We start from the raw sequence: 14924 nt of genomic DNA, 5'->3' as shown, positions 1-14924 counted from the left end.
TTTCCCTAAAAATAATCCATTCCTCCCTCAAAAGTAAATAGGAACTGTTTACATATGCAACGATGTATATATATACAGCTCCCATTTTTGGATTTCATATACCTGGTGCAAGTGAAGCAATGCCCTTTTTCTTACAACCCTAGATTCTGTGTAAATGCAAGTACAAGTGTGCTACACAGATAACACACTTGTGCCTGGCACGAACCTAAATACCTTAAGGCCTTTTAGTTTGATGACCAATAGTATACTTGCAAACTATCTTCAAAGGGCTATTCCTGCCTTTTTGCATACTCTATTACCTACTCGCTTGTGTGTAGCACACATTCTGGCACAAATATTGCTTCCTCTAATATTTACAGCTCTGCGTGTGTTATATGCTCTTGCCATATGAAATACATAGTTTAGCTGAAGCGCTCTATAAGGCACGCATCAATGGCTGGCTATACTCAAAATGCTCATTAAACCCCTGTTTCGATGGCGAAACAGAGATGCTGTACTCATTAGATCTGTAGACAATCAATATTTTAGTTCCAAAAAAGGATTGGCTTTCAATGCAGAAAACCGGTATGGATGCCACGCCCACGCGGCGCTTCTCGCGTTGGCGCACCCTCCTGGGTCTGGCCTTCGCGCTCCTCTTGCTTGGCCTGGGAACACGGGCAACTCTGGCCGCTCAAGCCGCCAGTTCTTCCGCGCCCGATGGTCCAGGCGCGCTCTCCTACTTTGACCAGGCGCGCAAAGACTGCCTGGGAACCGCTCGCAATACGACCTCTAAGGTCTGGTTTACGCTCGCCAATGGCGTATTGAGCGATGTCTATTATCCAACCATCGACAATACCAATGTTAAGACGCTGCAATACGTCGTGACCGATGGCAGCAGCTTCACGGACTTGCAAACACGCGATATGAACTACAGTGTGCAGGCGCTCAGTGGGCCTGAGCTGGCCTGTCGCGTGACAGCGACCGCCAAAAGCGGCAAGTATCGCCTCGTGACCGATTACCTGACCGATCCCAACGCCAATACAGTGGTGATGCGCCTACGCTTCCAGCCTCTGACCGGGAAGCTCTCTGACTACAAACTCTATCTGCGCTACGACGCCACAATCAATGGCAATGGTGGAGGCAGCTCTGCCAACGGCGGAGGCGATTCCGGTACTATCGATACCTCGACCGGACACCAGGTTCCTATCGCCTTCGATACCAATACAAAATCCAATGCCGCCAACCGCGACTATGCTGTGCCGGTCTATAGCGCGCTGGATGCCTCTCAGCCCTTCTCCCAGGCGACCAGCGGTTTTGTAGATGGACAGAGCGATGGATTGACGCAGTTGGACAAGTCGCACAGTCTGACAGCGCTCTATACGGATGCCAACAACGGCAACCTCGTTCAGACCGTACAGGCTGATCTCTCACATAGCAGTAACCTGACTTTTACCCTGGGCTTCGGGCAGACCCAGGCCGACGCAGTCAAGGCTGCTGAGAGTTCACTGAAGCGCGACTTTGATAAAATACTGGCTCAATATACCCTGCAATGGGTGCAGTACGATGCCCAACTAAAGCTTCGGGCAATCAAACAACCACACCTCTCCGCTGACCAATATAAACAGTTGCTTGAAGAGTATTATCTGAATGCGAATGTGATCAAAGCCTCGGAGGATAAGACCTATCCTGGCGCGGTGGTGGCCAGCCTGGCCTCTCCCTGGGGACAGGCTGTCTCGGCGGGTGATCCCAATAACAGCTACTTTGGCTCTTATCGCGAGGTCTTCGCGCGCGACCTCTATGAGGCCTGGACTGGCTTCTATGTGGATGGAGATCTGGCGACGGCGCGCGCGATGGTCAACTATCTCTTTGATCGCCAGCAGCAGGCTGATGGCTCAATGCCACGCAATAGCCTGCTCAACGGCAAGACCGCGCCTGACTCCTTCGGAACCCAGCTCGATGAAGCCAGCTACCCCATTCTGATGGCCTATCAGCTCAATATGACTGACGACGCGCTCTATACTCAACATATCAAGCCTGCCGCCAATTTTGTGATCAGTCACGGTCCGAGCTTTGGCGTGGAGCGCTGGGAGGAGCAGGGTGGCTACTCACCCTCGACGATTGCCGCCGAGATTACAGGCCTGGTCGCGGCCTCGGATATCGCGCTGAAAAATGGCGATACACAGAGCGCCAAAATCTGGTTGGGCGTGGCCGACGACTGGCAGCGCTCAATTAAGAAGTGGACTGTGACGACCAATGGCTCGCTCTCGGATCAACCCTACTTTATCCGCCTCTCTAAGACTGGTGATCCCAATGCCAGCATCAGCTATAACCTGGGCAATGGTGGCCCCACTCAGGATCAGCGGACCGTTATCGACGCAGGCTTCCTGGAACTGGTTCGCCTGGGCCTGCTTCCCGCCAGCGATAGCGATATCCAAAACTCTTTGAACGTCGTTGACAAGACCATCAAGGTTGATACCAGTAGCGGCAGTGGTTGGTATCGCTACAATGGTGATGGCTATGGCGACGGCTCTAAGGATGGTCATCCCTGGGCGCCCAGCGGACAGGGCAATGGACACCTCTGGCCGCTGCTGACCGAGGAGCGCGGCGAGTACGATGTATCAAGCGGCAACTACGATAGTGCCGCGACCCTGCTGGACACGCTGCGTAAGTTTGGCTCCGGCGTAGGCCTGATCCCTGAGCAAGACTGGGAGCAGCCCAACCTGGCGGCCTCGCCCTACGGGACCGATCCCACTGTTGCCTCCATCGGCTTCCAGAACGGGAAGCCCGCTGGTTCGGCGGCTCCCCTAACCTGGGCCTCGGCCTCCTATGTGCGCCTCTTCAACAACCTGGCGGCGCAGAAGGAGCTTGAACGTCCCGACAACACCTACAAGCGTTACGTTATCAATCACACTAGTCAGACCACGCTCACGGTGAGCACGCCGCAGAATCTCTCGTCGGTCAATGGCTCACCCATCACGGTCACCGGTACGACCGTACCCGGCAACACGATCTATGTTGCCGCCACCAACACCGATCAGCAGAGCGCGACCACAACCTATAGCACAACCGCAGGCGCGGATGGCTCCTTCTCACTGCAAGTTGCGGTCATAGGCGGAACCACAGTGCTCAACATCGTTGCAGTGAGCCCAGATGGCGCGACCGCCCATGATACGCGCAGCATCGTGTACGACTTCACGCCCGGCAAGCTTCTCTTTGAGACGACTGACCCGAGTAACGACGATAACGGTCCCGGCAACTACGCCTATCCGACCGCCAGCGACTTCCATCCAGGCGCTTATGATATGCAGGACTTCCGCGTCTACGATGATGGCACCAACATCATCTTCAAGGTGCAGGTCCGCGATCTGACGCCGACCTTTGGCAGCCCGCTGGGCGCTCAGCTCATCGACGTCTACGTACACGAGCCTGGAGCCGGCCAGACCTCGACCTCGGCGGCCTATCCGCAGCGTAACTATAGCATCGATCCAGGTGCGTCCTGGAGCCAGCTCTTAGAGGTCCAGGGCTTTGGTCAACGCTACGTCGACGCTAGCGGGACAACGTTGGGCACGATCAACATCAGTGCCAATGCCATCTCACGCTACATCACCTTCAGCGTTCCCAAGGCAACACTGGGCCAGCCCGGCTCCGGCTGGGGCTTCACGGTCACTTTGACCGGGCAGGACGGCTACAGCCCTGACCAGGCACGCAGCTTCGCCTCGACGCCCCAGCCCTACAACTTTGGCGTCTGCGCGACGGCAAGCAGTGATCCCCACTGCGCGGTCGATCCCGCCACGGTACCTAAGGTCATGGATGTGCTCACACCCAGCAACGTGCAGCAGTCCAGTGAGCTTGACTACACAAAAGGCCCGATCGTCCTCCAGAATGTGGTCATACCCTAGACTATTCCTGATTCCTCTACCCTCATGTGGACCCTGAAGCGAAGATGCTTCAGGGTCTTTTTTCTATCCCTCATACTTCCTACTTCTTGCGTGGTGGGACGTATGTATGTTGTACGATAGAGGAAAAACAGTTAGATAGAGGGATGTTCATGCTGGAAAAGGAACGCTTTATCGCTTTCCTGGAGCGGCCAAGCGATCTGAAAGAGATGCAGGCGGGCCAGGAGGTGTTCGCGAGACAAGAGGTGCACTATTTTATTCGTTCGATACAGGATGTTGACGAGGCGTTGCGCGAGCTAGCTCCGTTGCTGACCAAGGTGGATGGCTTTCACGCGGGGGCACTGGCTCTGCTGTGTGGCTCGCTGGTGGAGCGGGGCGGCGACGTTGCGCTCCCAATTGGGACGGCCCTGGAGCTTACGCTACGCCAGTTGCAGCAGGCACTGAGCTATAGGAAAGTCTGTCGTGATTTGAGCGGTGAAGAGCTCTTCCTGCACTTTCCGGAGGCCACACGGGCGCACTATGCACTGAACTTTACGCTCCTGGCGGCGATGACGATGCTCTCACGCGATAAGCAGAAGCGCAAAGAGTGGCAGCAACGCCAGGATATACGTGAGCTTGTGAGTGATCTCTGGAGGCTATGCGAGGAGCAGAGTGAGCGCTATGATCCGCTGGTTTACATCAAAGAGCTGCTGAATCTGTTGGATGATAAAGAATTGCTCATTCTCGATCCGCTGGATAAGCGTGGCTTCCTGGTGCGTTTGGAGGGTGTGCAGGACCGCATGTATCACTGCTATGCCTTGTTGCAGTATACACTTCTAGAACATGTGGGGCCTGGCTACCTTAACGCGAAGCCTGTTGATCCCGAGGCCGTGCGCTACGCGCAGAATCGCGACCTGGCGCCCGAGGATCATCAGCGAGCAGAGGAGCTAAGCGATGAGCAGCGCTTTGCCTTTTACTATCCTGGCGCGCTACAGCAGGATGAAGAGGGCTATGAACTCAACGCCTTTGCCTTCTTCCCCGGCTCTGCCAGCTTCTATGAGATTCCCCGCTTCGATGGTATGCCAGTTCTCCTAATTGGCGAGAAGACTACGACCTTCACCTGGCGGCCCAATAATATGTATCCTGTTCTGCATGACGCATTGAAGTCTCGAGTCAGAATTATGCGTGAGCTGCCTCTGGAAGAGGTTGAGACTATGCTCCAGCGTATTGTGGAGCATACTCATTCATAGCGTATGTAATAGCTATCCATCACACTTTGTCAGGGAGTCACGGTATTTTACCCATCCTCTGCTCAGCAAGAATGCAACACGAGGACCGGATGGTAAACGAGAGGCGGCGCCCATCGGGCAGGCGAGGTGACGCTTGATTGACCCGCTCACACAGAACGAGCAGGTCTCGATTGAGTGCCCGATCGTTGAATGGACGCAGTTCGACTCGCACCGTCTGAGCGTCCTGCGTAATCGTCCCGGCAAGCTGAAAGAAAGGGAGCAGGCGTTTCCAGGTGGCTTGCGCATAAGATGGCGGGAAATAATGATCACGAACCCACATGGCCAGATTCGCCACCGCTACTTTACACACGGTCATGACCTGATCCTTCCGGTGATCCAAATCATACATGGTTTTCTCTTGTGCTTTCATCTCTTCTAATGCATGTAAGACCTCTCGTTGTTCTTTGCAGTAGCGTTCCTGTTTGCGGAACTCAGCATTGCATCGTCCATACGCCCGCCATTCTTTGACGCGGAGCTGTTCTAACTCGGCATCCGCGACGGCTTTGCGCTCCTTGATCTCCCGTCGCAGCACGTAATCGACCACCTCTTGCTCTTCCAGGGTACACTGATACGCCCAGAGCTCCTGGTATAATTCCTTGCTGCGGCTCGTGAAGGTTTTTCGGAGCCGCTCCTGTCGTCGGCTGGCCTGAGCCTCGTGTTTCCCTGCGCTCTGTGCCCACTGCTTGAGGCGGGTTAAGCGCTGTTCCAGGTGGGTTCGTCGTTTGGCGACCTCCGAGTTCTCTACCGTCACCTTCGCAAACCCGTGGTTGGTATCTAATCCCAGAGGCCGGAAATAATCCTTGATGACATTTTCTTGGGCGGGCCAACGATGAATGTAAGTCTGGGCGAGTTCCACCGCATCGATAGGCTCGGTCTCTTCTATGGTCACAATGGGAATCAGTTTGGCTGTCGTCTCTTTGGCCGGAGCGGCGGTGGCTTGCCAGCCCTCGCACCACCAGGTCCGCTCATCAGGTGGCAGGTCTGTGTCCCAACGTGGCGGGAGCTCTGCCTCCTCTGGATCAGGCTGAACCGGAACGAGACGGCGCAAATCGCGGATGAGTGCCACCTGTAAGTGCAGCGGGGCGTCAGGATGGTCTTCGCGTGGCAAGGTAATGCGCGCCGACGCTACTTCGCGAATGACCTGCCCATGCGTGTTTGTGCTGAGCGGCACAAAGGTTCCCACGTCGGAAAAGGAAGAGAGGTCTCGATACTGATTCGTCTGCAAGATCGTGACCACGCTGCGTCCCTCGGCGTGCAAGCTCGCCAGGAATTCGGTGGTCATGCCTTCGCGATCCACGATCATCCGTGTGAGCTGACGGTGTGCTGCATGCTGCTCATAGCGTGCCAGAAACGCGGGAGCTCCCGTTGTTAAATGCTGATCTCCGCGGTGGGTGGTCACGAACAGAGGATGGCCCTGCTCGTCATGCAATAACAGGAGCGCTCGGCAGCCCAGGACGACGTCCAACCGTCCAATCAGTCCGCGCGGAAGGAGCACGTCGATGTAGACGGGCTTGCGATGTCCATCCACATAGCAGGTGAGCGCATAGGGATGTTCGGCTTCTTCTGTTTCACCTATTGGATGCCAAAGGTGCGTGGTCCACCAGGCAAGGGCATCGGTGAAGCGTTCGGCTCCATCGGCACGGGCGACTTGCGACAAGAAGGCTTCGGTATAGCGATACCCATAGGCGCGCATTCGCCCGGTGAGGAGCGCCAAGCCGTCGGCGGCATAGCCGCGCAGATCCCAGGTGCGCTGTAAACCAATCGCTCCCAGAAACAGGAGCGTAAGCAGCAGGCGTCGGCGGACTGCTGCACTGCTGGCCAGGGGAAGACACGCTGAGGCTAGAGGAGGTAGCAACGCCTGTTCCAACTGTGTCAGGAGCCCAGTCTCGGTGGCTGCTGCCAACAAGAGCAAGCCACCAGCCTGTTCATGAGTTCCAGAAGCAATGGTGACGCCTGTTTTAGGCTTTTTTCTCGCGATGGTGCTTGGCGGCTCAGCCTGTAGGAGGCGCGCACGCGGTTCAGTTGGCTGATACTCACACAGAGACCAAAGCGTTCAGCTACCAGGCGTTGGATCTTGCGGCTTGCGGCAGACGCGTGGTTCTGGCAGTAATCCAACATCCACGTGAGGACGTTCCCGCGCAGTTTGACAGGTGGCCGTGGCGCCTCTCGACGAATGCGTGCTCGCCTTCACGCTCCACACGCTTGAGGAGTCGGTACATGGTGGTACGATGCATCGGAACGGAGCAACGCTTCCGTGCCTCTGAGGCCGTTGCCCCAAGCTCCACCTGTCGAACAATCTCCTGCCTGGCCGCCTGCCGTGCTTGACGTTGACCTGGCGGCACCAGCCGTGGTGTCGTCATCACCTCTCTCGTTTCCATCATTCCTGCCTTTCCTGTCGAACCCACGCAATGCGCAACGAACTGGTGCGTCTCCTTGTGGGGTGTTCCATATGTGGGTCTCTGGTTGCCGCTGTATTGGTAAATTCGCAGTTATCTTTCTCCGTTTTGGAGCGTCTTACTTTTCATGACCCAAAGCACCGCTTTTGAACACTCGCTCAAAAACGGTGCTTTGGGTCATAGGTTATGCCTTTTTCGACTGATCCATTTGTTTCATAGCAGGGTTCACCAGAAAAGAGAGTGTTGCTATCAGATAGAACGTGCCCATAAGGACCAACGTCTGTTGGAGGCCAAGCCAGCTGATCAGAAAGCCACCCACAAATGCGCCAAGAGGAATACCCATCATGGCACCAGCGAAAGCCACTCCAAAGACCCGTGCACGCATCTCCTGCGGGAGTATCTCCTGTGCGACCGTGTCGATGAGGGGATTCACCGGAGCGATGGCAAAACCCATCACTGCGTTACAGGCAATCAACAAGGGCAGGATTGGCACCAGGAGAATCCAGAAGCGGAGCGCGCCACCGATGGTGAAGCCAATCCCAAAGGTCAGGCGGCGCGGCCATGTATGACCGATAGCGCCAAAGATCAGCGTCCCGAGAAAAGCAGCGCCCCCAAAAGCGCCCATCAGCAGGCCAAGTGGCAGCGGGCTATGAAAGACCTGCCTGACATACACCGGGGCCACAACCGCACCAAAACTGGCATCCAGCAGATTCGTTATCATGACAGTGACAATGATCGAGAGCACGAGCGAATTGCCAGAGATATAGCGGATGCCTTCGCAGAGATGATGCAAAGCGGCTCCGGTTTTTGCATCCGAGCCTGCGAGTATGGGTGGGGTAAAGGGGACCAGCAGGCCGATAAGCAGCGAAGAAACAAAGAATGAGAGTGCATCGAACCAGAGCAAATTGCTCGCGCCAAGCCAGCTTATCAGTATGGCGGCAAGGGGAGCGCCGAGAAAGCTGGAGACACGGCTCAAGCCATCAGAAATGGCATTTGTACGCTCCAACCTCATCCGCGCCAGGCGTGCGAGATCGGGGACAAGAGACCCGCGCGCATTCATGCCTGGTGCCTTGAGCAAGCCACCCAGAAAAACCAGCAGCAGGAGCAGCCAGAAAGGGAGTCCTAGCGTATGGTAGAGGAGCGGCACCAGTCCAACGCTCACGCCGCTGGCGATGTCGCTGAGGATGCTGGTCCGCTTATAGCCCAGTCGGTCAACAAGGAGGCCCCCAAAGAACGAAGAGAGGACCATTGGCAGCGCTGAACAGAATGCAGTCATCGCCGTTTGCGTTGCACTCCCCGTTGTTTGGAGGACAAACCAGGGCACTGCCAGGCCGGTCAGAGCGTTACCAACATACGAAATGATATTGCCAGCAAACAGCGCATAAAGTGGCATGACTCGCTGCGGCGCAGGCTTTTCCTGTGAGATTTCTGTCACCACCTCCAGATTGTTCATTGCTGCCCTCCATGGACCTGCAAAATGGCGTACGTATCCAATGCGCAGACAATCTCAAGCGCCGCGTTATCGGTCACACTCTCAATGCGCGTCACAGCAGCCGGGCGCCCGTTGACCTCGATAAGCGTTTCCGGAAGGGTCCGAACGCGTGGATGGGTGGTAAGAAAGTGCTGGCCATCCTGCGAGATGAGCAGGAGATATTCAAGGAACGTTGTGCAGGACGATGCACAATAGGAACAGGGAATATGCAGACCATAGCGGCTATTGCTGGCGAGCCAGGAGGGAAGTGTATCAGGGCCAAATCTCTGGACGTGGTTCTCTTTGCCACAGAAGATACAGGCAACCGTGGGTTGGGTTATGGCCTGACCATAAAAGCCCTTTGCCCAGGTGATTACCCGATTGAGAGCAACCTTATAGCTCTTGATACTTGTGAGTAAGCCCGGTATCTTATTGTAGTTGTAGACTTTCTGGCCATCAGGAGTGCATGCAGGGCAGCGCAGCGTAAAAATGCCACTCTCTGCCTGGATCTGACCGAACAGGCGACGACGACCGCAGAGCGTGCACCAGATGCGTGTTTCTTCCCATATGCCGCTTCTTGTGAAGGTATAGGGAGCGATCTCCTGCTGCATGTGCCTGGTCAGAACCCTGCGCAGGGCCAGCTTGCCACGTTGAAGACGCATGGCTGCCGTGTCTGTATTCGTACCCAGGCGCGCGGCTATCTCGGCCAGGGGAGATTCTTCAACATAGCGCTTGATTAACAAGGTGCGCGTCTCGGGTGGTAAAAGAGCCATGGCACGGTCCAACAGTTCCACGAGTTCTTTATGCTCAAGTTCCACCTCGACATCAAAGCTGTCAGCCAGTACCTCCTCTAAAGCTGGCTGCTCCACCTCGCCTGGAGGGGAGGGGAGAGGCAGATGAGCCAGTTCTTTGGCCCGCTGGCGCCTCCAGCGTAGACAGATATTGCGCGCAATTCCGGCGAGCCACTGCGCCTGTTTGCTGACATCGCGCAATTCATGCAGATGTTTCCAGGCTTCCAGCAACGTCTCCTGAGCGAGATCTTCTGCGGCGTCAGGGTGGCCAGAGAGAGTGGCGCACAGGCGTACAATCCGCGCGTGTTCCTGCGCGGAGAGAAGGCCATTGATGGTATCTCGTGTATATTCGGGCACGGCTGTCTCCATATTTTTCTCATAGAAGAGTAACATAGATCTATTTACCTGTCGCCAAAAGTCCTCCAAACATAACGCATTTTTTGAGAAAAATTGAACTGGCGCGCGTTGTCACTCACGATATACATTGGATCTGCTCACGAAAGACACATTGCGTCTTTGATTCGTCCCCCAAGATCAATGTGGGTTACTCTGTTGCATTCTTCTCGCGCAGGAGCCTTGCAAAATACCGCGACTGCCTGTTTGTGTAGTGAATTCTCGCCACTGTGTGGCTCGCAAGAATAAAGAAGAGCCAACTATGTGCGGGCTGATCGCCCACATATCGCTGGCTCTTCTGACTCAGGTATGAACGAGTGTGCGATTTTCGTTATCAATCACACCTTGGCTCAGCTATGAGTGGGGGGGGCTTTCGTTATCAATCACACCTTGAGCCTGGGCGGATTTGAAGGTAGCGGCGAGCAGGCCGTTGAAGGGTTCGGGTAGCGGCTCGTCAAATTTAGGGAGGCGCTTGCCATCGCTCAGGAGCAGTTTGCGCAGGGCTTCGAGGAAGTGTGCGATGGGTTCTAGTTCCTCGGCTTCTGGCACGTCGAGCAGGTCGTATTGCATTAATTGCAGGCGGAAGGCCAGGCGGCGCAGGCGCTCCTTACGGTACTCATCCACACGAGTCAGGGCGCGTACAGTGTCGCGTGCAGCCTGCTCGACCATGAGATCGAGGGGTGCGAAGCCGGGCATCTCCCAGATGGGCAACTTTGAGATGGCCTCAATCCTGTCAATAAGCCCGTCAAAGGGTGGCAGGGCGAGGGCACGCGCTTCTTCGCCTGTGCTTCCCCGACTCAAGGCGGCGAGGCTCTTAATGAGCGCAAGCGTTACCTGTAGCTGCTCCTCAGCACCCTCGCCCTGTACGGGATGCTCCTGAGCCTGCTTTGAGATAGCGTTCCCTTGCTGGTCCAGCGCGCTTGCCCACTGCTCACGCTCCTTGGAGCTGGCTTTCTGGGAGAAACGAAGCATAAGCGCGATAGTACCTGCGTTATATTCGAGCCAGTCGTTGAAGCCTTCATCGGCATCTTTCTCGATTGGCTCCTCCTCCAGCACGGGTTCGCCGCGTACCTCCTGCCCAACGCAGCGCACGAGCCAGGACCAGCGTACGGGCGAGACCTGCTCTCCCAGCAAGGGCTTCAGCTGCTCGGGCAGTGAGGCGGCTGCGGCCTCCAGGGCGGCATCGACTGTTCCAGCGGGAAGTTCCTCGCGAATGCCTGAGAGCGCACTTACTGCATCCTCACGCTGCTCGCTCGCAAGCTTGAGCCAGCGCTCCAGGGCGGCATTCCAGATCAGGTAGTCGACGGCGGCGCGCTGGGCCTTGTGGCCGTAGTACCAGCGCGAGAGGCGGAAGAGAATGATAGCAACACCTCGGGCATCACCCAATGCCATGTTCTGCTGAAGCATCTCCTCCAGGGCCATAAGCTCCTTGCGCGCATGCCGTTCCTCCTCTTGCTCAGGAGTAAGAGGCACCGCGCCCGGCTCCTCCAGGGGTGCGTGTATGGGTTCACGACCAAGCGTGGCGAGGCGCTCATAGATATCGCGCGAGGCTGGCGGCATATAGCCTACGGCCTGGGCCGCGATCTCAAGCGCCTCCTCGCTCTCTTTTTCCTTAAGGTTGGAGGCACGCGCAATTTCGACGGCGCTTAAGGCATTCAGGGCCGCGGCACGATAGCGGCCCACGTCCAGGTTAATGCGCGCCGAGCGCGTCAGGGACGAGACGGCAAGTTGCGGGTTCTTCAAGGCATGTCCCAGGTGGCCCTCAACCTCTAAGAGCCGGGCAAGTTGAGGAGTAGAGCCACGATACTTGAGGTTTCCGCGTACGTTATCGAGCAGCGAGGCAGCCTCCTGAGACTGGCCCTGGGCAACCTTGGCACGCGCCAGCCCTAATACTGCGTTCATAAAATCGGGCATGCTCTCGCGCTTGCGAGCTATATCCATGGACTCGCGATAATAGCGCTCCGCCTCTTTCCACTTCTCCAACGCCTCGTACTTATTGCCAAAGGAAGTGACCAGCTCTGGATAGCGCTCCTCTGTGATATTGGCCTCGCAGAGCTTCAGCCATAGCTCGGCCTCTGGAACACGCCCAGCATCTGCCGCGGCCTGGGCGATATGTAGACGCGCACAGGTCGCGCAGGAGTGACGCTTAGGAAGTTGAGCCAGAATATGCTGCGAGTTCTCGACGATCTCCTCATAATAGCCAGCCGCATCCATCTCAACATAGCATTCAACGATATCATGATAGGCACAAATCCGCTGCGGGACATCGCGCACGCGCTCATCGGTCGCAAGCGTCAGCAGATCCACGGCCTCGGGCAAGGCCTTTTTGACATTGTTTTGGTGCAGCCAGAGCTGGAGCCGCCAGTGGCGTAAGTGAAGCTGCCAACGCAGGTCACCCGTTGAGCGCGCTATGTCGAGGGCCTGGTTGATCGCCAGGTTGGCGGAATCGCCATCGTTCTTATACTGTTGCCAGAACTCGTAGTAGTAGCGGATCATGGTCTTCTTTGGACCATCCTCCGCCGCGAAACGCTCTTCGTCTGCATGCGTCCAGGCCCAGATATCGGTGGGATCTTTAGCCATCTGAATTATCCTTCTCCGAGTCGTAGGTTTCAGGTTGTTTGCTTAGCTCTTCGCGGATGGTCTCCAGCATCAGCGGGGAAATACGCGTGCTCTCCGCCAGGGTAGGCACATCGGCTGCAAGCAGATCTTCAATAGTTTCGCAGGCGGCACAGAGGCGCCCGGCGGCCTCGGGATGCAGGCCCAGCTCAGTGAGCAAGGAGGAGCTCAAGGGCACGCCAGCATTTGAGGCAGCGAGATCGAGACCCGTCAGCTGTGAGAGCGCCCCGTTGATCTGCTCAAAACAGGTGATGGCGTCGTGAGCGGAGAGGCCCTGGCCAGCAAACATACGCGCATTGGCAACCAGGATGCGCACCAGGGGTTGAAACTGGGGATGTTCCACTCCCAGGTCACGCACACGCCGCAGGAGCGGGTTGCGTACATTGAGATGGAGCACACCCTTGAGTACGGCATCATCGACCTGCTGGCGCTTTAAATAGCCACGCACCAGCGAGCGAATGGGGCCAACAAAGCGCCCCTGGTCCATATTCTGCTGGGCGCGGCGCAGGCGCTCGGCACCTGGCGGATAGAGCAGGATCATCGGCAAGTGCTCAGGCTCATAAGCCAGAAGTTTGACCGGGAGATCCTCGGCGCGGCAGGCGGCTACCAGGGCCTCCCACTGCTGCTCAGAGTCTTCTACAGGGGTAAAGAGATAACTGGCGGCGGGCGTCAGCTCCTCAACTGGGACGCCATAAACCTGGCCATAGGTCTTCAAGAAGGCCACGTCGGCGAACCAGCGAGCGTCCACTACGGCCAGGCGGCGGGCCTCAAAGAGGGCCAGGGCCTGCGTGACCCCATCATCGTCCTCATAGTAGAAGATACGCCCTGGATTCTCGCGCAGATATTCGGGAATGGTCAGCGTACCCCGGCTGGTTTTAAAGGTTACCAACTCCGAGACATAGTGAAAGAGCGCCACCGAGCGCACAGCCCAGCCCTTGATCAGGTCATTATGGGCCTGCACAATGGCTGACCAATCGAAGGGCGCATTCTCAGCCAGGTAGGAGAAATGCTCCAGCAGCAACGTCTCCAGCGCCTCGCGGAGCGCGGTATAGGTCTCGTCATGGCGCAGCGACTCACGGCTGGCGGTTGGATTGAGTACAGGACAATCGATCACACCGCTGACAAAGCGCGCCCAGGCGGGCAAGAGATCACGCTCCTGCTCGGTAATGAGCATATGGCGCACATAGATGGTCACATCTCCGTATTCCTGGAGCGAGATAACCGAGCGCGGCGGCACATAGAGCACGCCATGCAGCGGAATGCTTCGCCCATCGGAGGTAGTAATAGTTGTCAGTGGAAGTACTGTCAGGGGGCGTGAGCCAGCCCGCTCCTCCACCCAGGCGCTATAGAGCGCGGTACGGCCTGGCCCCTCCTCAAGCTCCTCGGCCCAGGGCGCGGGATGCAGGTTGATGGGTTCGGGATCGTCGCCAAGCGTGATAGGGATAGGCAGGAACTGTGCATAGCCTCCTATCACCTCGCGCAAGATGCTCGCGTCCAGCAGGAAGAGGGCGTCTTCGCGCAGGTCGAGCCGAACGGTGGTACCAATGGCATCGCGCATCGCGGCACGCAGGGCATAGCTCTGCCCGCCATCCGAAATCCAGCGCCAGGCCTCCTCAGGCGACTGATAGCTGCGCGTCGTAATCTCGATGCGTGAAGAAATCATAAAGGCAGAGAGCAGACCCAGGCCAAACATACCAATCAACTCCAGGGCCTCCTCACGCTGGGCACTCCCCAGGCGCTCACGCAACTCACGCGTATAGCCTCGACCTACGGTTGCCAGAAAAGTGTTGATCTCGCTATGCGTCAGGCCCGAGCCATTATCCTCTATCAAGAGCTGGTGCGAAGCGTGATCGATACGTACAGTAATCTTTGGCGCATATTCATCGGCTAGTTGTTCATCCTCCTGGCGACGACGCGTGCAGGAGTCATGCGCATTCTGGATCAGTTCGCGAACAGCAACGCGGGGATGGGAATAGAGGTGTTCACCCAGAACTTTCAGCAAGCCAGGCAAGTGGATTTCTACAGGATGGATCTCAAAATCTTCGGCCATAACTACAGCTCACAATCCAACAAATACCATTAAATATACCAATGCAGTTTTCAGTATACAGGCA

General features: G+C 56.6%; 8 protein-coding genes. 2 read left to right on the top strand and 6 right to left on the bottom strand.

The genetic code is table 11. The annotated features are described in order from the left end of the window. Positions 1 to 551 precede the first annotated feature (551 nt). Together JMJ04_RS39165 and JMJ04_RS39160 are read left to right on the top strand one after the other, a co-directional pair. Positions 552 to 3878 carry a glucodextranase DOMON-like domain-containing protein gene (locus tag JMJ04_RS39165; protein ID WP_201375783.1) on the top strand — a complete coding sequence of 1109 codons (3327 nt, stop codon included), beginning with the start codon at positions 552 to 554 and terminating at the stop codon, positions 3876 to 3878. Between the two features lie 149 nt (positions 3879 to 4027). Continuing rightward, positions 4028 to 5104: a hypothetical protein gene (locus JMJ04_RS39160; RefSeq protein WP_201375782.1), complete on the top strand. Its 1077-nt coding sequence runs from the start codon at positions 4028 to 4030 to the stop codon at positions 5102 to 5104. A gap of 37 nt (positions 5105 to 5141) precedes the next feature. Here JMJ04_RS39160 and JMJ04_RS47470 read toward each other — a convergent pair whose 3' ends face one another. The 6 genes from JMJ04_RS47470 to JMJ04_RS39130 form a co-directional block, all read right to left on the bottom strand. Then, a complete protein-coding gene (locus JMJ04_RS47470; RefSeq protein WP_236038893.1) occupies positions 5142 to 7055 on the bottom strand; it encodes a hypothetical protein in 1914 nt (637 codons plus the stop codon). Between the two features lie 145 nt (positions 7056 to 7200). Continuing rightward, positions 7201 to 7524 (bottom strand): hypothetical protein, encoded by a 324-nt coding sequence (locus JMJ04_RS39150; RefSeq protein WP_201375781.1) that lies wholly within the window; start codon positions 7522 to 7524, stop codon positions 7201 to 7203. Positions 7525 to 7723: 199 nt separating this feature from the next. Further along, complete coding sequence (locus JMJ04_RS39145) at positions 7724 to 8992, bottom strand: MFS transporter (RefSeq protein ID WP_201375780.1); 1269 nt, start codon at positions 8990 to 8992, stop codon at positions 7724 to 7726. Next, the gene (locus JMJ04_RS39140; protein ID WP_201375779.1) at positions 8989 to 10158 is read right to left on the bottom strand and encodes an RNA polymerase sigma factor; all 1170 of its coding nucleotides are present in this window, start codon (positions 10156 to 10158) and stop codon (positions 8989 to 8991) included. The genes JMJ04_RS39145 and JMJ04_RS39140 overlap by 4 nt, the downstream gene beginning before the upstream one ends. 390 nt (positions 10159 to 10548) lie before the next feature. Continuing rightward, positions 10549 to 12774, bottom strand: coding sequence for a hypothetical protein (locus JMJ04_RS39135; RefSeq protein ID WP_201375778.1), 2226 nt, complete (start codon positions 12772 to 12774; stop codon positions 10549 to 10551). Then, entirely contained in the window at positions 12767 to 14860 is a 2094-nt protein-coding gene (locus JMJ04_RS39130; RefSeq protein ID WP_201375777.1) for an ATP-binding protein, read from the bottom strand. Before JMJ04_RS39130 ends, JMJ04_RS39135 begins: the two co-directional genes overlap by 8 nt. Between the last annotated feature and the right edge of the window lie 64 nt (positions 14861 to 14924).

The sequence above is a fragment of the Ktedonobacter robiniae genome (genome assembly GCF_016587375.1).
Lineage (GTDB): Bacteria > Chloroflexota > Ktedonobacteria > Ktedonobacterales > Ktedonobacteraceae > Ktedonobacter > Ktedonobacter robiniae.
This window is presented reverse-complemented; position numbering and strand designations above follow the sequence as displayed.

What these genes read in the sequence shown, in the direction of transcription:
- JMJ04_RS39135 (WP_201375778.1), bottom strand. Translation starts at nt 12,774, where the DNA reads ATGGCTAAAGATCCCACCGATATCTGGGCCTGGACGCATGCAGACGAA.
- JMJ04_RS39150 (WP_201375781.1), bottom strand. Translation starts at nt 7,524, where the DNA reads ATGATGGAAACGAGAGAGGTGATGACGACACCACGGCTGGTGCCGCCA.
- JMJ04_RS39160 (WP_201375782.1), top strand. Translation starts at nt 4,028, where the DNA reads ATGCTGGAAAAGGAACGCTTTATCGCTTTCCTGGAGCGGCCAAGCGAT.
- JMJ04_RS39145 (WP_201375780.1), bottom strand. Translation starts at nt 8,992, where the DNA reads ATGAACAATCTGGAGGTGGTGACAGAAATCTCACAGGAAAAGCCTGCG.
- JMJ04_RS39130 (WP_201375777.1), bottom strand. Translation starts at nt 14,860, where the DNA reads ATGGCCGAAGATTTTGAGATCCATCCTGTAGAAATCCACTTGCCTGGC.
- JMJ04_RS39165 (WP_201375783.1), top strand. Translation starts at nt 552, where the DNA reads ATGCAGAAAACCGGTATGGATGCCACGCCCACGCGGCGCTTCTCGCGT.